14 protein-coding genes are annotated in these 19,034 nt (G+C 42.3%); 7 read left to right on the forward strand and 7 right to left on the reverse strand.

What is annotated here, in order from left to right; all coding sequences use genetic code 11:
- The first annotated feature begins 213 nt into the window (after positions 1–213).
- Complete coding sequence (gene katG / locus ACO067_RS20770; RefSeq protein ID WP_421878330.1) at positions 214–2,403, forward strand: catalase/peroxidase HPI; 2,190 nt, start codon at positions 214–216, stop codon at positions 2,401–2,403.
- 60 nt (positions 2,404–2,463) lie between these two features.
- Here the strand turns inward: katG and ACO067_RS20775 are convergent, their stop codons facing one another.
- Genes ACO067_RS20775 through ACO067_RS20800 form a run of 6 tightly spaced genes read right to left on the reverse strand, consistent with a single transcriptional unit; the run spans position 2,464 to position 10,586 of the window.
- Entirely contained in the window at positions 2,464–4,332 is a 1,869-nt protein-coding gene (locus tag ACO067_RS20775; RefSeq protein WP_421877787.1) for a M1 family aminopeptidase, read from the reverse strand.
- A gap of 28 nt (positions 4,333–4,360) precedes the next feature.
- Entirely contained in the window at positions 4,361–5,920 is a 1,560-nt protein-coding gene (locus ACO067_RS20780; protein WP_421877789.1) for an NFACT RNA binding domain-containing protein, read from the reverse strand.
- On the reverse strand, positions 5,920–6,681 hold the full coding sequence (locus tag ACO067_RS20785; protein ID WP_421877791.1) for an MBL fold metallo-hydrolase: 762 nt from the start codon (positions 6,679–6,681) through the stop codon (positions 5,920–5,922). Before ACO067_RS20785 ends, ACO067_RS20780 begins: the two co-directional genes overlap by 1 nt.
- Complete coding sequence (locus ACO067_RS20790) at positions 6,678–6,953, reverse strand: hypothetical protein (protein ID WP_421877793.1); 276 nt, start codon at positions 6,951–6,953, stop codon at positions 6,678–6,680. Before ACO067_RS20790 ends, ACO067_RS20785 begins: the two co-directional genes overlap by 4 nt.
- Positions 6,943–7,320 (reverse strand): response regulator, encoded by a 378-nt coding sequence (locus ACO067_RS20795; protein ID WP_421877795.1) that lies wholly within the window; start codon positions 7,318–7,320, stop codon positions 6,943–6,945. The genes ACO067_RS20790 and ACO067_RS20795 overlap by 11 nt, the downstream gene beginning before the upstream one ends.
- A 2-nt stretch (positions 7,321–7,322) precedes the next feature.
- Complete coding sequence (locus ACO067_RS20800) at positions 7,323–10,586, reverse strand: PAS domain S-box protein (RefSeq protein ID WP_421877797.1); 3,264 nt, start codon at positions 10,584–10,586, stop codon at positions 7,323–7,325.
- Positions 10,587–10,627: 41 nt separating this feature from the next.
- Here ACO067_RS20800 and miaA point away from each other — a divergent pair, with 41 nt between their 5' ends.
- Entirely contained in the window at positions 10,628–11,545 is a 918-nt protein-coding gene (gene miaA, locus ACO067_RS20805) for a tRNA (adenosine(37)-N6)-dimethylallyltransferase MiaA (protein WP_421877799.1), read from the forward strand.
- Here miaA and pfkA read toward each other — a convergent pair.
- Positions 11,534–12,505, reverse strand: a complete 972-nt coding sequence (pfkA, locus tag ACO067_RS20810; RefSeq protein ID WP_421877801.1) for a 6-phosphofructokinase — start codon at positions 12,503–12,505, stop codon at positions 11,534–11,536. The genes miaA and pfkA overlap by 12 nt on opposite strands.
- A 124-nt stretch (positions 12,506–12,629) precedes the next feature.
- Here pfkA and ACO067_RS20815 point away from each other — a divergent pair, with 124 nt between their 5' ends.
- The 5 genes from ACO067_RS20815 to ACO067_RS20835 are packed head-to-tail and all read left to right on the forward strand — an operon-like array spanning position 12,630 to position 19,034.
- Positions 12,630–13,694: a DegT/DnrJ/EryC1/StrS family aminotransferase gene (locus tag ACO067_RS20815; RefSeq protein WP_421877803.1), complete on the forward strand. Its 1,065-nt coding sequence runs from the start codon at positions 12,630–12,632 to the stop codon at positions 13,692–13,694.
- Complete coding sequence (locus ACO067_RS20820; protein ID WP_421877805.1) at positions 13,691–16,093, forward strand: YfhO family protein; 2,403 nt, start codon at positions 13,691–13,693, stop codon at positions 16,091–16,093. The genes ACO067_RS20815 and ACO067_RS20820 overlap by 4 nt, the downstream gene beginning before the upstream one ends.
- Positions 16,094–16,999: a glycosyltransferase gene (locus tag ACO067_RS20825; protein WP_421877807.1), complete on the forward strand. Its 906-nt coding sequence runs from the start codon at positions 16,094–16,096 to the stop codon at positions 16,997–16,999. It begins immediately after the preceding gene.
- On the forward strand, positions 16,996–17,790 hold the full coding sequence (locus ACO067_RS20830; RefSeq protein WP_421877809.1) for an FkbM family methyltransferase: 795 nt from the start codon (positions 16,996–16,998) through the stop codon (positions 17,788–17,790). The genes ACO067_RS20825 and ACO067_RS20830 overlap by 4 nt, the downstream gene beginning before the upstream one ends.
- Positions 17,787–19,034, forward strand: a complete 1,248-nt coding sequence (locus tag ACO067_RS20835) for a glycosyltransferase (RefSeq protein WP_421877811.1) — start codon at positions 17,787–17,789, stop codon at positions 19,032–19,034. Before ACO067_RS20830 ends, ACO067_RS20835 begins: the two co-directional genes overlap by 4 nt.

Consider the following 19,034-nt stretch of genomic DNA (forward strand, 5'->3'; position numbering starts at 1 on the left):
TGTTGCTATTTTTTCCACGCAGCAAGTCTATCTAGAATTAATTTGTCTTATCGGGGGATAGAAAATTATTATGTACTCTGTATGGTATAACCTGCTATTATTGCTTCTCGAAAATTAAGCATTAAAAGTTATATCATGAAAAGAACCCCCGCAATAAGCGTTATGATCGCCTTGATCGGGCTGATTTCGGCTTGCAATAATGAATCGAAGGACATGGCTTCAGATGGGATGTCCGGAGCTACGAAAGTGAGCGAATCCAATAGGGCTGCCACTCAAAATGCAGCTTGGTGGCCTAATCAGTTGAATTTGGCTCTTCTTCGTCAGAACTCTTCCTTGTCTGATCCTATGAACGAGGAGTTTAATTACATCGAAGCTTTTAATAGTTTGGATTATGATTCTTTGAAAAATGATATTCGCAAAGTTCTGACAGAATCGCAGGACTGGTGGCCGGCAGATTATGGACACTATGGAGGTTTATTTATCCGAATGGCTTGGCATAGTGCAGGTACTTATCGAAGTGCTGATGGTCGGGGTGGATCTCGTTCTGGACAACAGCGCTTTGCACCCCTAAACAGCTGGCCAGACAATGCCAATTTGGATAAGGCCAGAAGACTGATCTGGCCAATCAAACAGAAATACGGTAACAAGATATCCTGGGCAGACTTGATGGTTCTGACAGGAAATGTGGCATTGGAAGACATGGGGTTCAAAACCTTTGGCTTTGCAGGTGGACGCGAAGATGTATGGGAGCCTGAAATCGATGTTTATTGGGGAGCAGAAGATACCTGGCTGAGCGATGATAAGCGCTATTCCGGCAACAGAGAACTGGCGGATCCTTTGGCGGCGGTGCAGATGGGACTTATTTACGTCAATCCAGAAGGTCCTAATGGTAATCCTGATCCAGTGGAAGCAGCAAAGGATATAAAAGCCACTTTTGGAAGAATGGGTATGAATCATGAAGAAACCGTGGCACTGATCGCTGGAGGTCATACCTTAGGTAAGGCACATGGCGCAGGTCCGGCTTCTCACGTAGGAGCAGAGCCAGAAGCAGCACCTATAGAGGAGCAAGGGTTTGGCTGGAAAAGTGATTACAAGTCTGGAAAAGGAAAAGATGCGATCACTTCCGGTTTGGAAGTTATCTGGACTCCAACACCTACCAGATGGAGCCAACTGTATTTTGTGAGCTTGTTCGAAAATGAATGGGAGCTCACCAAAAGTCCAGCAGGTGCGCACCAGTTTGTAGCGAAGAATTCCAAGATGAAAGTGCCGGATGCGTTTGAAGAAGGTAAATTCCACGCGCCAACGATGTTTGTGACCGACTTGTCGCTAAGATTTGATCCGGAATTTGAGAAAATCTCTAGAAAATTTTATGAGAATCCGGACCTGTTCAATGATGCATTTGCCAGAGCTTGGTTCAAACTAACGCACAGGGATATGGGCCCAAAAACCACTTATCTGGGACCTGAAGCTCCAACCGAGGATTTGATCTGGCAAGATCCTATTCCTGTGGTGGATCATGAGTTGATCACTTCAAGTGATGTATCTAGTCTTAAAGCCAAATTATTGAACTCAGGTCTGAGCATCAGTGAAATGGTAGAAACTGCCTGGGCGTCGGCATCCACTTATCGTGAGTCTGATCGAAGAGGAGGTGCTAATGGCGCACGCATTCGCTTAGCTCCTCAGAAAGACTGGGAAGTCAATAATCCAAAGCAACTGGCCAAAGTACTTGCGGTTTATGTACAGATTCAATCCGACTTCAATGCCAAGTCTGAAGACAAGAAAGTATCTATGGCTGACTTAATTGTCCTGGCAGGCGATGCTGCTGTAGAAAAAGCTGCAGCCAATACTGGCTATCAGGTCAATATTCCTTTTGTGCCAGGAAGAATGGATGCACTTCAGGAGCAAACAGATATTGAGTCATTCAATTTATTGGAGCCTATGGCTGATGGGTTCAGAAATTATCTGAAAACCAGATATAAAATTCCAACAGAAGAATTGTTGATAGATAAAGCACAGTTGCTCACTTTAACTGCTCCGGAAATGACTGTACTACTGGGTGGAATGAGAGCTCTGAATGCCAACTATGACGGTTCGAAAACAGGCGTTTTCACTGAGAAGGAAGATCAGTTGACCAGCGACTTCTTCGTGCATCTACTGGATATGAGTACCGAATGGAAGCCAACCGACGATACCAACGAGCTTTTCGAAGGTAGAGATCGCAAGACCGGTGAGGTGAAATACACAGCATCCAGAGCTGACTTGATTTTTGGTTCTAACTCTGAACTGAGAGCGCTCGCTGAGGTTTATGCAAGTGAAGATGCTCAGGAAAAATTTGTAATGGATTTTGTGGCTGCCTGGGACAAAGTGATGAAGTTGGACCGATTTGATTTGGTGTATAATTAAAAGTAAAGTTAGATTAGTTTGGTAAAGGTCAATCCCAATCGGGGTTGGCCTTTTTTTGTGCTATTCTTTGATGAATTTGATAGATACTGGCAATTCATTTTTCTTACCACTTAGTAAATAGGTTCCTCGTTTCAAATAACCTAAATCCAGGGATTTAGAAACTTCCAAAGATTTGGTGACCACCTTTCCTTGAAGATCATAAATCCGAATATCTGATAGTTCGTCACCAAAATAAATGGTGTTAGTGATGGGATTTGGCCAGAACAGAACGTTATCCTCTGTACCTTCTGAAAGTATTGGATTTCCATTTTGATCTACCTGATTGAAATTCAGCACTCTTTTGACCAACCAGCTTTTTGGGTCAAATTCCAGTTTTGCCACATTACCATTTGCTCCAATTCTGAATGTTTCGGTCAATTGGCTGGGAGTCACTCTAAATAATTTGGTTAGACCACTTTGGAAGGTGATTCGAAACTCCATTGGAGTAGTGAACAGTGCGGTGGAGGCCGTTGGCTTTTGACTTATTTCAAGGTTGATGGTGTCGTTATTGTCTTTCCTCCATTGGATGTCATACTCAGGATGGCCCTCGCCATAATACCATTGATTAAAGAAATCACTGAAATCAAGGCCAGTCTCACGCTCCATTGTTCTCTGAAAGTCCTCACCTCTGGCTGTTTTATTTCCAAACTCATCAAGGTATGTTCTAACTGCTTCAAAGAAGAGTTCATCATCATTGACGAGGTGTCGGATCATGTTTACTAACAAGCCTCCCTTGGCATAAGTGAGTCTAAAGTTGAAGATTCTGGAATCATCAGTAGCACCTGAACCAGGAATGTAGACTGATCCATCTGGTGTACCTGTCACGCTGAGTATGTCGTCTTTGACTACTGCGTAGTAGTTGTTGGTGGATAATAGCTTCTCAGTAGCGAAATACTCACAAAACCTGGCAAATCCCTCGTTGATCCATATATCACTCCAGCTGCCACAGGTTACGTGATCTCCAAACCACTGATGTCCGAGTTCATGTGCATTGAGTCCGAAGGTGAAAATGCCCATGGTGCTCATCGTTTGGTGTTCCATACCACCGCCGAAAGGCGCCATCACATGACCATACTTTTCCTCATAAAATGGGTAGATTCCAAAGTAGTCACTAAACAGCTCTAACATCTTCGGGATTTCGTCAAGTTGATCCTGATAGAATTCCAGCGTCTCCGGGTTGTTGTAGATATAGTTTTGAATCAACACAGAATCACCATTCAGAGCACCTGGATAAGCAAAATTGTTGTATTCTACATACTCGCCTACAGTGAAGGCGATCAGATAGTAAGCTATGGGGTAGTGTGACTCCCATTCGTATTTTATCTTATTGTTGTCTATCTGCGTCAATTTGACTAATCGGCCATTGGACCCAACCTTCAAGTGATTTTCAGTGGTGATCGTTACGTTTACTGAATCAAATTTGTCCGTTAGTTCTTCCTTGCTCGGCCACCAATATCTGGCATAAAATGGCTCTGACAATGTCCAGGTAATCTGATTGCCCCACGCATTGGAGAAATCATTGAAAATGCCATTTGAATTTTGTCCATTGGGATTTGGATCTCCGGCATAATGTACTGTCACTGTCTGCAATAAATTGAAATCTGGATTGGTGTAATCGATGGATAACTGATTTTCTGAATGTTGGAATGTGGCTTCTACTCCATTGATAAGCACTTTGGAAACTGCTAACTCATCCACCAGATGCAAATCTATCGTCTGGCCGATTTGATTTAATGTAAATGAAAACCGGGCATAACCATCAATGTAGGTAGAGGTATTGGTAGCAGACAGGTTGATTTCTACATGTTTTAGATCGTAGAGTGTCTGACCAAAAGCATATATACTCAGCTGGCCAACAAATACTAATACAGATATGAAGAGGCGGTTCATGGGGTTAAAATACGTAAATCCTGGGATATTAGATGCTCACTTGGTTGGGGTGATTTTTAGGCTCTACCATGATGATGTCCTCTTTCTCTACGACCACTGCACCAGGAGGGTCACCTTTGCGTTTTCTGATGTATTTCTTAGGAGTATATATCACCGGACACAGTGAGTCTGTTTTACGTTTAGAATACCATGCCGCTAGTTCGGCGGCAATCTCCAATACATCTTTTGGAATGTTTTTTCCAGCCTGGTGGCGAATGACTACATGAGAGCCAGCTACGTCTTTGGCATGAAGCCAAAGGTCATTTTTATTGGCAACTTTCAAGGTGAGTTCATCATTATGCCTCGCATTTTTACCTACCAGCACTTGATAGGAGCCTACTTCATACAGGTGGTAAGCCAGGTTGGTGCTGTGTTTAGCAGTGGTTTTGGCAGGAGTTTCCTTCCGCAGGGCTTTGATGTCTTGTGATTGCCTCACTTCTTCAAGTTGGACTTCCAGCTCCTTTAGGCGTGCTCTTCTAGTTGCGATATTTTCTTCGAGCTTGGCCACTTCCAGGTTCTGGTTTTTTGCTTTACGGTATAGGTTTTCGGCGTGCTTCTGAGGTGAAAGTTCTGGATTTAGTTTGATCTCAATTTCTTCATCAGTGTAGAAATCATGTAGAGTTACTCGATCCTGACCTTTGTGTATCTCATGGAGGTTAGCCATGATGATATTAGCAATTTCATCATATCCCCGTCGGTCGAGCACTTGATAGAGCTTCGCTTCGGTGTTGTCAATGTAATTCTGAGTTTTTTTGATCTGATCCTCTAATGGTCTGGTGGCCTTGTTTTTGGCTTCATATAGATAGAACCATTTGCTGTAGCGGATGTAAAACTCATTGGCTGTGGCTATGGCGTCATGACTTTGGTGTGCATTACTGACTGATGGTTTGAGTAAAGACAGCTGCGGCTTTTCATCATGCTCATAGATGTAAAAAAGGCCAGACTCCAGCTCATTTATTGTAGTCATGACCAGTTCGTGTTGATCCGCCAGATCCAAATCAGCTATTCCTTTCTCTTTCAGGTAAGCCTTTACCTCTTTACCTAATGCGGGTAAGAATTTGGTGAGGTTTCCGTTAAGCTCTTCGAATCGTTTCAATGATAGGTCTGCAGTTTTGTAGAGCTCGGAGGGAACCAGTGATTCATCATTTTCAAGTTTGCTTCTAAAGAGCTCAATTACTTCATTGTCTTTGGCTAGAAGGATGTTGGATCTGGAACCATGCATCTTGAAGATCAGGCTCATTTCATTGGAAAAGTCGATCCAAAAAGAGCGTTCATATTGAAAGACATTGACTGACGTGACTGCTTGTCCAATCAACTCGTGGAATAGATCGACGCTATTTTTTTTCGCTCTACTGAACTCATTAGTGATCTGCAGTAAGCTGATTTGAGGGATTAGATTTGCACGGATGTAGGTTGATTCTTCCTTATCGGCAAAACCTAAAATAAGTTCGTCCTTGTTTTGAGAAAAGCACTCAAGAAGTTCCTTGCCAATCAGTAGCTCATTGACCTGATTGGCTAATTTTTTCAGAAAAAAGTAGTTGTGAAACACTACAGCTCCACTTTAAGTCCGTCGAAAGCAAAATCAATTCCCTCCGGCAGCTCTTGTTCCACCTCTCGCTGTTTACCCATTTTGTGACTCATGTGGATAAAATAGGTCTGCTCTGCACCTATTTTTTGTGCTAATTGGATGGCCTCTTCTAGTGTGAAATGGCTGATATGATTTTCCTTTTGTAGCGCATTAAGGACCAGCACGCGTGTGCCTTTGATTTTCTCTAATTCCTCATCAGCAATGAAATTGGCATCCGTGATGTAGGTAAAGTCCTGAATTCGGAAACCAAATACGGGTAGTTTATAATGCATCACCTCAATTGGAAGTATCCGTGTACCAGCGATCTCAAATGCTTCGTTGGTGATTTCATGCGTTTCCACCTGCGGTACTCCAGGGTATTTGTGCTCTGCAAACACATACGAATACTCCTTTTCTAGCTGCTGGATCACTTCTTTTCGTGCATAAACGGGCATGTCCATTTGCTGTTTGAAATTGAAGCTACGCACGTCATCCATACCAGCGGTGTGATCTTTATGTGCATGGGTAAATAGCACGGCATCCAGGTGTTTGATGCGTTCGCGCAGCATCTGACTTCTGAAGTCTGGACCAGTGTCTACAACCAGACTTTTGCCATCTACTTCTATGTGAATGCTGGTCCTGGTGCGTTTATCTCTAAAGTCTATTGATTGACAGACGTCACAATCGCAGGCTATTACCGGTATTCCTTGTGAGGTGCCAGTTCCGAGAAAAGTAATGATCAAAACGAGAGTTGTGTTTGATTGATTTCCTGGTACAGTTTTTTGTTTTTGTCGCTAAGGACTTTTGAGTCAATTTCTATCTGTTTGACAATTTCCAGTAAACTATTGATTTTACCATCTAGTGAATAGTATTTGTTCACTATGGCAATTTTAGTGTCTTTCAGGATACAGTAGCCTGATTGGAAGTTGCCCTTTTCATACCGGAGCATATAGTCAGTTTCTGAGAAGAGGTCTTCCAGTCTGTTCAAAAAATGCTTCGTGTATTTAATTTCCATGTGCTAAATAATTATTTACTACAGTAACCAGGTTGTCATAATTGAGTGGCTTTGGCACAAATTCATTGATGCCTGCTTCTTTGAAGTCTTCCATGCTGTAGTTATTTGCATTGCCTGTGATGGCAATGATCGGGATATTGGCAGCAGCCCCATTCATTTGCCGGATGGCTCTGGCGCATTCCATGCCATCCATTACCGGCATGTGTATATCCAGCAGGATGAGATCATATTCCTCACTACCCAGTTTATCTATGACCTGCTTGCCATTTTTCACAGCACTAATCTGGTAGTTTTGAAGGGTCAAAATCTTCTTGGTCAGGTTTTGAATGACTGAGCTGTCCTCAGCTACTAAAATTTTCTTACTCATTGCTAGGTGTTCATAAACGTATGATAACTCTCCTTAAACTCGGCCAGGCAGTACTCCAGGTTCTTCATGTCCTCTATGAGTCCGTCATATACTCCCGTTTTTAACTGTTGCTCCATTTTCTTGGCGATAGTGGCCAGTCGTTCTATCCCAAGTGTTCCTGCATTTCCCTTCAATGTATGCAGTTCCTGGCGCATTAACTCAAACTCATTTTTACTCATGAGTTCTTTAGAATCTGAGACTTGCTGGGTTGCCTCCTCATCAAAATCCTGTAATACACTTTCAATGAGTTCCTTTCCCCCAAATTTATACAACTGATTCAATGTATTCTGATTTATGACCAGTTCTTCTGTAGTTTCTTTGAAAACTTCTGATCCCACTGACTTTGGCTCGAAGTGCAGCCAGCTCTTAACTTTCTCTATAAGATTGATGGCTTTAATAGGTTTGGCGATGTAATCGTCAAGCCCCATACTCAAGAACTTGGATCGGTCTTCTTCCATGGAATAAGCAGTCATAGCCACTATAGGAGCTATATTTTCCAGATTTAAGCCTTTTATTTTTTGTGTTGCTTCTACGCCATCCATTTCAGGCATCTGGATGTCCATAAAGATCAGATCAAACTTTTTGGCTTTCACTTTTTCTATTGCTTCAAAACCACTTTCGGCTTGCTCTACCTCGCACCCTGATTTGGATAGGATGGTGGAGGCAACACTTCGGTTGATGTGGTTATCATCCACCAGTAGAATCCTTGGACTCGTGTCTTTAAACTCCTTCAAGAAAGCACCGTCTTCTTTTTTGGCTACAACCTTGCTTGGTTTGACTGATTCTGCATAAAATGTGAACCAAAAGGTACTACCAAATCCGGGAGTAGATGCCACACCAATGTCACCACCCATCGACTTGACCAGTTCTTTAGAAATGGCCAACCCTAGACCTGTTCCGGAGAAGTTTTTGCTGCTAGAGCTGTCGATCTGGCTAAAGTTTTGGAAGAGTTTGTCAATGTCTTTTTTAGATATACCGATACCCGAATCTTTGATGGAGACTTTGAACTTGTATCGGTTCCTTTTTTGCTCCATCACGCGGATACTCAAATTGATGGTGCCTTTTTGTGGAGAAAACTTGATGGCATTGGAGGTGAGGTTAGACAGTACCTGCATCAACCGTGTTTCATCTGCCAGGATGTATTCAGGGAGTTTATCATCCAAGTGGTAGTAAAGAGAATTTTTACTCAAATGTGCCTGTTGTGAGTAGAGCTCATATACTTTCTCGAAGGTGTCGAAAATCCGCACTGGCTCCTGACGAAGTTTCATCTTTCCGGCTTCAATCTTTGATAGATCCAGAATGTCATTCAGAATGTGAAGTAAACTATCAGAAGATTTTTTAATGGTACGGATGTATTCTGACTGTTCCTCATCCAGATTGGTAGATCCAAGGAGGTCGATCATGCCGATCACGCCATTCATCGGTGTGCGGATCTCATGACTCATATTGGCCAGGAATCTTTCACGAATTTGAAGTGATCGTTCTGCTACTTCTTTGGCTTCTCGGAGTTGTTTGTTGGTTTCTTTGAGTTTGGAGATGTCCCGAGCTACTCCTTCTATTTCATACTGATTGCGGTTTCGTTTAATCAGGCGTACGTTGCTCAAAAACTGTATTTCTTCTCCATCCTTGGTTTTGACTTCACCTTCAAAGTTTTGGACCTGTTTGTGTTCGTACAGGCTTTTGAAAAGCTCAGATAGTTTACTCTTACTGATAAAAAATTCGGTGATTTGCTTGCCGATGATTTCCTTCGGACTGTAGCCCAATACACCTTGAATGGAAGGACTTACCATAGAGATGATTCCATTCATATTGCATCGGAAGTAGATATCCTGAAAGGATTCGAAGATATTTCTAAATTTCTCTTCGCTTTCTTTGAGGGCTGTTTCGGAGCTCTTCTTCTCAGTGATATCGTTAGCAATGACCGAGATTTCATGAATGCTGCCATCTGGGAGGAAGATCGGATTGAGGAATACGTCCCGCCAGACTTTCTCACCTTTTAGTGTCTTTATGTTGTGTTGGAAATTGACACTCTTCCCAGCGAATGTCGTGTCATATTTTTTCTTCCAAAAGGTAATGGTTTGCTGCTTCACGTTCTTATGACTCAGACTAGGCAAAGCCATTCCTACTTCAGGAGCAAAGCCGTAGTATTGCTCAAATGCTTCCGCATAGTTTTGGTTGAACGAGGTGAATCGATAGGATCTATCAAGTGACCAGATCTGGTGCGTGCTACTCTCAAAAATAGCGTTGATCCTTGCCGCTTGATTTTGAATTTTTTCTTCATTGATTTTACGCTCTAGGGCTAGCGTGATTTGACCAGAAATGAAATCCAAAAGTTCCAAATCCTTGTGATTGTACGCAGATTGGTCCAGATAAGAAAACACGCTCAGAACGCCAATCGGTTGGTTATCCAAGTGGATCAATACACCCAGCCAGATGTTGGGGAGAGGGTCTTCAAGACTGATTTTCTTTTGCCTGGCAATTTTCTCTATTCCTTCATTGTAGATAATCAGTGGTTTTCCACGCTCGAAGGTGTAATCCGCTAGGAGTTTTTCAACATCTTTCTTTAGTGTAGATCCAGTAGTTTGCTCATGTTCATTAATCCAGTAGGCATAGTCATAGGACTTTCCTTCCTTCATGGACACGCTGAAGTTTCGGACCTTTAGGATTTCGTTTAGCTCATGAAATATTTGTCCATAAAAGTCTTCTAATCTGTTTTTGGTGATCGTAATGTTGGCGATTTTGTAATAGAGACTCTGGGCTCGTTCAGCTCTAAATCGCTCCGTGATGTCAAAAAACACACATCTGTACTCGACTGGCTCTTCATCTTCAAATACAGAGGTGAGCTTACCGATGACGTAGATGTTTTTACCGTATTTGGTCCGTAGGACCGTTTCAAATCGTTCTAGCCGACTACCTGCAGTTATTTTAAGGAGGTTGGAGAGCGTTTTTTTTCGATAGTCCGGGTGGACCACATCCATGAACTTCAAGTCGAAAACCTCTTCCTCGCGATAGCCCAGTTTGTTTCTCCAGGCTTCATTGACGAATCGAAAGTCGCCACTTGGTTTGAAGATCTGGATGAGGTCATTGGACGAATCAAAAAGCTCTTTGAGGTGGAAGTTGGTTTTTTCCACAAGGTCATAGAAGTTTCTATGGGATTTCTCCAATTCTTGTTTGAGTTCTGCGTTTTCTCTCTGAAGCGCTTCTATGTCCGACTTAACTGCATCCATTTCATTAAAATTAGCGAATTCATGCTACTTTCGAACTGGAAATGAGTGGTAAAAAAAATATACTGGTCTCGGTAGTCGGCCCAACAGCTGTAGGCAAGACCAGTATGGCTATTGAGATAGCTAAAACATTTCAAACGGAGATCGTTTCGGCTGATTCACGACAGTTTTATCAGGAAATGGAAATCGGTACGGCAAAGCCAGATGCTGCTGAATTAGCTGCTGCACCACACCACTTTATTAATTCCCACTCCATCAAAGAATATTACAGTGTGGGTCAGTTTGAACAAGATGCTATCAGACTGCTGGATCAGCTGTTTCAGAAGCATCAGGTGGTGGTAATGGTTGGTGGTTCTGGATTGTTTTTCAAAGCCATTTGGGAAGGGTTTGATGAGATGCCCAGTATTGATTTAAGGCTTAGGGATCAACTCAACGAGGAATTTAAGCAGCATGGTTTAGAGCCGCTGCTTGAAGAGTTAAAAGTAAAGGACGATAAATATTACCATGAGGTAGATCGTCACAATCACCAACGTGTCATTCGCGCGCTTGAAGTCATTCGTACCACAGATCAGCCATTTTCATCTTTCCGAAAGGGGCATCAAACTAAAGACCGAGGTTTTGAAAATGTAAAAATTGGGTTGGAACTGGAAAGGCCTGATTTATTTGATCGGATCAACCGACGTATGGATTTAATGATCGAGCAGGGACTGTTTGAAGAGGCGGAGCGATTAATGCCATACAAAGATCATAATGCCCTACAAACGGTGGGTTATTCTGAGATTTTTGGCTTTCTGGATGGCGAATACGATAAAGAGGAGGCCATTCGATTGCTGAAGCGAAACAGCCGAAGGTATGCCAAACGGCAAATGACCTGGTTTAAAAAAGATGAGGAGATATGCTGGATGCAACCGAATGACCTGCAACAGGCCATTCAGTTGGTCCAAAATCAATTAAATGCTTAAAATCTCTACCAATCGCATCAATTCCTGATTAATTGGTTTGGCTTTGGAGATGGCCAGTTTGAAGCTTGTAAAAGTGATTTTATCATTAACCACACCTACCATCACGTTCTTTTCTCCGTTCACCAGACCTTCTACGGCTGCCATACCTAATCTCGATGAAAGGATACGGTCGTAGGAAGTAGGAGAGCCGCCTCGCTGGATATGTCCCAAAGTGGATACTCTAATGTCTAGTTCAGGTAATTCCTTCGATACTTTGGCTGCTACTTCGTGTGCATCTCCTTGCTCTCCGCCTTCTGCTACCACTACGATAGAGGAGGTTTTTTGCTTGTCTCTACCTTCTTTGAGCGTACTGATCACATCGTTGATGGTTGTAGAGGTTTCAGGTACCATGACCATTTCAGCACCACCACCGATACCACTTTGTATGGCGATGTAGCCAGAGTGACGACCCATCACTTCGATGAAAAACACTCGATCGTGTGAGTTGGCTGTATCGCGGATTTTATCAATAGCATCTAGGGCAGTGTTTACTGCCGTATCAAAACCGATGGTATAATCAGATCCGTAAAGGTCATTATCAATAGTACCCGGAGCACCAACGATTGGAATGCCATATTCCTCGTAAAAAATGTTGGCTCCAGTGAAGGTTCCATCTCCACCAATCGCTACCAGCCCTTCAATTCCGCGTTTGGTGAGTTGTTCGTATGCTTTTGCCCGACCTTCTTTGGTTTTGAAGTCCATGGATCGGGCGGACTTAAGAATGGTTCCCCCTCGTTGTACGATGTTGGATACGGAGTAGGATTTCATTTTGTAGATATCTCCATCGATCATCCCATTGTATCCGTATTTAATGCCGTAGACATCTAGTCCAAGGTATAGTCCCGTTCTTACAACTGACCTGATGCAGGCGTTCATTCCTGGCGCGTCACCTCCTGATGTAAAAACACCAATGCTTTTCATATTTCCAAAGTTATAAAATTAGGGGGCTAAGTTGTTTCTTTGCTTTCGGAGGCCAATATTAAAGAAAATTCCCCGGCTATTGAAGTTTGATATTTAATAATGCAAGAATTTAATCCCACCCAAAATGCAGATTCCATTTTTTGATCTAAAAAGGCAAATTCAGAATTTGAAGCCGGAGTTGGATGAGGCCATCAATCGGGTGTTAGGTAATGGAAATTTTATACTCGGAGAGGAAGTTTCAAAGTTCGAGCAGGAGTTTGCATCTTATCTTTCAGTAGCTCATTGCATTACATGCGCCAATGGTACAGATGCGCTTGAATTGGTGCTTGAGGCGCTAGGGATTGGGAGGGGAGATGAAGTGATTTTGCCTGCTTTTGGCTGGGTATCGGGAGCGCATGCTGTCCGCAGAGCAAGGGCGAAACCCGTTTTTGTGGACGTTGAAATCAGTACAGGCAACATCGATGTTCGATTAGTTCAAGATGCCATCACTGATCAGACAAAAGCTGTTATGCCTATTCACCTTTATGGGAATCCTTGTGATATCACGACTTTACGAAATATCTGTGATAAGCATCAGCTGTATTTGATTGAAGACTGTGCTCAGGCGCATGGAGCAGAAGTGGAAGGGCAAAAAGTGGGTACTTTTGGGGATGCAGCCATTTTTAGTTTTTATCCTACAAAGAACCTTGGATGCTTTGGCGATGGAGGAGCGGTGGTTACCAATGATAAGAATTTAGCTGATCAAATTCGGATGCTTCGGGATTATGGAAGAGATGGCTCCGGTAAATTTCTCTTCGATGGACGAAACTCCCGATTGGATGAGATTCAAGCGGCTGTATTACGAGTGAAACTTGGTTATTTGGATCAGTGGAATGCGAGAAGAAAAGAAATTGCGTCGACATACGAATCAGCGCTGAAAGGTGAGGGAATAGTTAAGAGTGATGGTTCTGTTCACCATCAGTGTGTGATTAGCGTGTCAGATCGAGATGCATTGCGATCGCACTTAGAAAAATCAGGAATTCGAACAGCCATTCATTATGAGTTTATAGACACTGCAGCCCATCATTTTACACAATCCAACACCCTTTGTCAATCGGTACTGTCATTACCTTGTTTTCCCGAATTGACAGAAAAAGAAATAGTATACATTTGTGACGAACTAGTCTTATTGCAAGCACAGAATCTATGAAAATTAACAAACAGAGCCTTTATCATTTAATTCCCATTGCCATCGTTTTCGTTATCATCAGTGTTTTCTTCGCGCCACTTTACTCGGGCAAGACGCTGGTACAAAGTGATAATGTTCAATTAACTGGTGTGAACAAGGAAGTGAGTGAGTATAGAGAGCAAGGAGAGCAGATTCATTGGAATCCAAGAGAGTTTTCTGGTGTCCCCTTGATCATGTCCTCTGAATATAATCTGTTTGGTTATCTAAATGGGTTATTCTTTTACGGATTGTTCCCTAAGCCGGTGATGATGGTGTTTGCGATGTTTCTGGGTTTTTACGTTCTGATGCTCGTAAATGGTGCGTCTAAATGGGTGTCAGCCATCGGCGCCATGGCTTATGCGTTTGCTAGTTTCAACATCATCAGTGTGGAGGTAGGGCATGACAACAAGGTGATTGCTATGGCATTTATGGCTCCAGTACTGGCAGGAGTGATAGTGGCTTACAAAGGTGAGTTGTTGAAAGGAGGACTTATTACTTTGATTTCAGCTGGGTTTCAGTTGTATTATGGACACATTCAGATTACCTACTATTTGTTGATTATTGTATTGGCATATCTTATTGTGGTTGTAATAAGAACCTATCAGTCCGGGAATTGGAATTTATTTCTGAAGGCTTCAGGGGTATTAGCTATTAGTACCATTATTGCGATAGGTTGTAATTTCACTAAGCTCTACTCCACGCTAGAATATGCCGACTATTCCACTCGAGGGGGCAGTGACCTCACTCAAAAGGATGAGAACGTTAGTAATGATGGGTTGAGTAAAGATTATGCCCTTAGTTGGAGTAGTGGTAAAATGGAGACGTTTACGTTGATGTTTCCATATTTTCATGGTGGTGCTTCAAGCGAGCAGCTGGATCAGGATTCTGAGGTATATAAAGCCCTTTCTTCTCGAGGCGTAGATCAGGGTACCATTACCAGTGTTACCTCAAATGCCCCGCTGTACTGGGGGGATCAACCGTTCACTGGAGGGCCGATCTATTTTGGTATTACTGTATGTTTCTTGTTCATCTGTAGTTTGTTTTTTCTGCAGGCGGAGATTAAATACTGGGGAATCACGCTGATCGCATTGTCCCTATTGCTAGCTATGGGCAAAAACCTGGAATGGTTTACAGATATCTTCTTTTACTACGTGCCTCTGTATAATAAATTCAGATCCGTCACGATGATCCTAAGTATCGCTCAGCTGATCGTACCGTTCATGGCTTTTATGGCATTGGATAAGTTATTAGCTACCTCCGGGAAAGGTGATAAAAAAGACAAGAAAGTCCTACAAGCTGTTGGTGCAGTATTGATAATTGGAGTCTTTTTTCTGCTATTTAAAAATGCTTTTTTTGATTTTCAAGGCAATAATGACGGGGCTTACGGATTTCCGGATTGGCTGGTCAATGCGTTACAAGCAGACCGAAAAGTATTGTATGATAGTAGCATCATTCGAGGGTTGATATTTACCGTCTTACTAGGTGGCGCATTATGGATGTATTTCAAAGAGATATTGAAGGTTCAATATGTGCTGGTTGGAATCGGGCTGCTCGTGTTGGTTGATTTATGGACCGTGGACAAACGCTATGTGGGAGAGGATGACTTTCAAACACAAAGAAGGATGTTTCAACAAGTTTTTCAACCAACCAAAGCCAACATGCAGATTAGCCAGGATGATGGATACTATCGGGTTTTAAATTTATCCTCTTCTAATCCGTTCAGTGATGGTATCACACCCTATCATCACTACTCAATCCTGGGTTATAGTGCGATTAAAATGCAACGCTATAACGAGGTAATCGATCAATACATTCGAAACATGACTCAGCCAGTTTTAAACATGCTGAATACCAAGTATTATATCGTGAAAGGCCAAAATGGGCCATCAGCTCAACGAAATAATGGGGCCCTTGGAAACGCCTGGTTGGTTGGGGAAGTATCGATGGTGCAGGGAGCCGATCAGGAATACGAGCGACTTGGATCAATTGCCCCTGCTGAAGAGGCGATAATTGATGCAAGTAGGTTTTCATCTTATGGGGATCAAACTTATTCTGCTGAGGGGAATGTGGAACTTACCAAGTTTCACCCCGAGGAGCTGATTTATAATTTCCAATCAGCAGAGCCACAATTTGTGGTCTTTTCTGAAATCTATTATGCTCCAGGATGGAATGCCTACCTGGATGGCAATGAAGTAGATTATGCTCGTGTGAATTATGTGCTGCGTGGAATGGAGGTTCCTGCCGGAGCTCATGAAATTGTGTTTAAGTATGAACCGTTCAGCAGTACAGGGGGTAAGTATGTCGTTATATTTTCCTATTTATTGGTGCTTGGTTTTGTGGGACTATTTTTCTGGTCAGAATTCGCTAAAGGAAAAGCCTAAATGCAAAATTGTCATCCAATTGCATTATTCACTTACAATAGGCTGCATCATTTAAAACGGACCATCAACTCCCTTTTAACCAATGAACTTGCGAATTCTTCGGATCTCTATGTGTTCTCGGATGGATACCAAGGATTACATGATCAGCAAGCAGTTGAGGAGGTTCGTAGTTTTCTTAATAACATTGAAGGTTTTCAAAGGGTGGAAATTTGCGAGCGGCCAAGAAACTACGGGTTGTCGCGAAATGTCATTTCTGGAGTTAATACGGTCCTTTCCAAGCATCAGGCAGTCATTGTCCTGGAGGATGACTTGTATTTAAGCAGTTCGTTCCTCACAGTCATGAATAATCTCCTGGATCGTTACCAATCAAATACTCAAATCGGATCTGTGTCAGGGTATCGATATCCCTTTTCTGTACCGGACGAATGGCCTGACTTTTTCATGTTACCCCGTGCGTCATCATGGGGCTGGGGCACCTGGTCAGATAGGTGGGATGAAGTGGACTGGGACGTGAAGGATTATCAGGAGTTTATCAAAAATTCAGATCAGAAGAAAAAGTTTAATTCCGGTGGAAATGATTTGGTGCCCATGCTTGTAAAATGGAAGCTTGGATTAAACGACTCTTGGGCAATAAGGTGGGCATATTATCATTATAAAATGAACAAGTATTGTCTTTTTCCTAAATATAATCTGGTTGAGAATATTGGAAATGATGGGAGTGGAACACATAGCCCAAAATCGATCAAGTATTCAAATGTCGTCTATGACTCCCAAAGTATTGAATACCCTGATCGACCTGAAGTTCATGAAGAGCTGGTACGTTCCCTGCAGCGTTTTTTTGGTTTAACAGTAATTAGAAAATTGATTAACCTTGTCATCCTCAATTTAAAATCTATTGGTCGATGAATTACGGACTAAAGGTGCTGTTAAAAGAGCCATTTCATTATCTGAAAGATACTGAAGGAAGGACTTTCCTGAAGCTATGTGCCCAGTACGGCAACATCCCAAGACATCAGAGCAGAACGCTTAAGTTGCTCAATAAACAGTTTACGTTTGTTGATAGTTGGTCTTTCTTATGGCAGTATTATGATATTTTTTTTCGTAAGTCTTACCAATTCATGGTTGATTATGATCAACCAGTTATCATAGATTGTGGCGGGAATGTTGGGACCTCCGTTTTGTTTTTCAAATGGCTTTATCCAAAATCAAAAATTCATTGCTTTGAGGCTGATCCAAATGTCTACGAGGTGTTGTCTACTAATACGGGGCACCTGGAGGATGTAAACCTACTTCATAAGGCGGTATGGAGTCACAATGATGGCCTAAAAATGGAATTGGATCACGCTGATGGGGCCCATGCATCGGATCATGGAGAAGTTATTCCGAGTGTTCGATTAAAAGAGGTCCTTGGGCAATACGATCAAATTGATCTATTGAAAATGGATATTGAAGGGGCTGAATTTGAAGTGTTGCGAGATTGCCAGGATGACTTAAGTCATGTGGATCGGTTGTTTGTTGAGATCCATACATTTGCAGGACAGGAGCAGCGAGTGTCCGAGATCCTACAAATTGTTGAAAAGGCAGGTTTTAGATATTACATTGAGCAAGCAAGTGAACAGAAAATGCCACTTTTAAAGAAGTGGAAAATTAGTCCAACGGGAATGGATACTCAGCTGAATATTTTTGGGGTAAGATGAAGGTATTGTTGTTAAGTACTTTCGGTAATTATGGAGGCGCAGCAGTTTGCTCAAAACGCTTGTATCAGGCATTAAGAAAGCAAGGTGTGGATGTGGAATTGGGAGTACTGCATGCTTTCGATGGAATCGAGAGTCGTTTCCTCTTCAATAGCCAGCCAATAGGCTTCCTTAAAAAATGGTTTTATTTCATTCTGGAGCGTCTTACTGTACTTTTCTCCATCCGAATGAATAAGAATTTGTATCGATTTTCAACAGGAGTAACAGGACCAAATTTGCTTAATAATCCAATGATACAAAAAGCAGATGTCATTCATTTACATTGGATTAGTTTCGGGTTCTTAACTATCCAGCAAATCAAGGAGCTGTCAAGAATCAAGCCAGTGATTTGGACAATGCACGATATGTGGGCATTTACTGGAGGATGCCATTACGCTCTGGGGTGCACTATGTATAAACAACATTGCGATAGTTGCTTTTATCTCAAGCGCCCTGAGTTGGCTAAACAGGTTCATGCCAAAAAGATGGAGGCCTGGTCTGGTGATGTAGCGTTCAAACTAGTAGGGACAAGCTCCTGGATAGCTAACTGCGCAAGTGATAGCACCATATTTCACCACTATGAGGTGGATACCTTAAGTACCCCAATTGATACTGAATTGTTCTGTCCATTGAATAAAACTGACCTTAGAAAGAAATTCCAACTTCCAGCGAACAAACATTACCTGCTTATTGGAGCGGTGGACTTTGGTGACGATCGCAAGGGTTTCAAATTTCTTAAGTTAGCCTTAGAAGAGTTAATTGAACGTTTTCCTAATCTTCATCTCCTAACTTTCGGTAAAATCAATCAGGAATTTCTCCAGAGCATTGAGTGTACTTCATTCGGGCAAGTTTCAGATCTGAGGTACCTAAATGAAATTTATAATCTCGCTGATTTGTTCGTGTTGTCTTCTGTTCAGGACAATTTGCCTAATACAGTAATGGAGGCCCAAAGTTGCGGTCTACCAGTAGTAGCCTTCAAATCTGGAGGAGTGGTAGATATGATAACCCATAAGGTAACGGGTTATATCGCTGAAAATGGAAATGCTAAAGATCTTGCCGAAGGAATTGCTTACCTACTTCAACAAGACAACCTCAGAACTTACGCAAATAATGCTCGCCAAAAGATTTTAGACACTTATTCGGAAGACATCATTGTGGAACAGCACCTTTCCGCTTATCGAAAATTGCTTGGTAATTTTAGAAAGTGA

Source organism: Marinoscillum sp. (assembly GCF_965229915.1).
Classification (GTDB): Bacteria; Bacteroidota; Bacteroidia; order Cytophagales; family Cyclobacteriaceae; genus Marinoscillum.

Excerpts from the sequence above, each read along its gene's own strand:
- katG (WP_421878330.1), top strand. The coding sequence starts at position 214 with ATGGCTTCAGATGGGATGTCCGGAGCTACGAAAGTGAGCGAATCCAAT.
- ACO067_RS20775 (WP_421877787.1), bottom strand. The coding sequence starts at position 4,332 with ATGAACCGCCTCTTCATATCTGTATTAGTATTTGTTGGCCAGCTGAGT.
- ACO067_RS20790 (WP_421877793.1), bottom strand. The coding sequence starts at position 6,953 with ATGGAAATTAAATACACGAAGCATTTTTTGAACAGACTGGAAGACCTC.
- ACO067_RS20795 (WP_421877795.1), bottom strand. The coding sequence starts at position 7,320 with ATGAGTAAGAAAATTTTAGTAGCTGAGGACAGCTCAGTCATTCAAAAC.
- ACO067_RS20800 (WP_421877797.1), bottom strand. The coding sequence starts at position 10,586 with ATGGATGCAGTTAAGTCGGACATAGAAGCGCTTCAGAGAGAAAACGCA.
- miaA (WP_421877799.1), top strand. The coding sequence starts at position 10,628 with ATGAGTGGTAAAAAAAATATACTGGTCTCGGTAGTCGGCCCAACAGCT.
- pfkA (WP_421877801.1), bottom strand. The coding sequence starts at position 12,505 with ATGAAAAGCATTGGTGTTTTTACATCAGGAGGTGACGCGCCAGGAATG.
- ACO067_RS20815 (WP_421877803.1), top strand. The coding sequence starts at position 12,630 with ATGCAGATTCCATTTTTTGATCTAAAAAGGCAAATTCAGAATTTGAAG.
- ACO067_RS20820 (WP_421877805.1), top strand. The coding sequence starts at position 13,691 with ATGAAAATTAACAAACAGAGCCTTTATCATTTAATTCCCATTGCCATC.
- ACO067_RS20825 (WP_421877807.1), top strand. The coding sequence starts at position 16,094 with ATGCAAAATTGTCATCCAATTGCATTATTCACTTACAATAGGCTGCAT.
- ACO067_RS20830 (WP_421877809.1), top strand. The coding sequence starts at position 16,996 with ATGAATTACGGACTAAAGGTGCTGTTAAAAGAGCCATTTCATTATCTG.
- ACO067_RS20835 (WP_421877811.1), top strand. The coding sequence starts at position 17,787 with ATGAAGGTATTGTTGTTAAGTACTTTCGGTAATTATGGAGGCGCAGCA.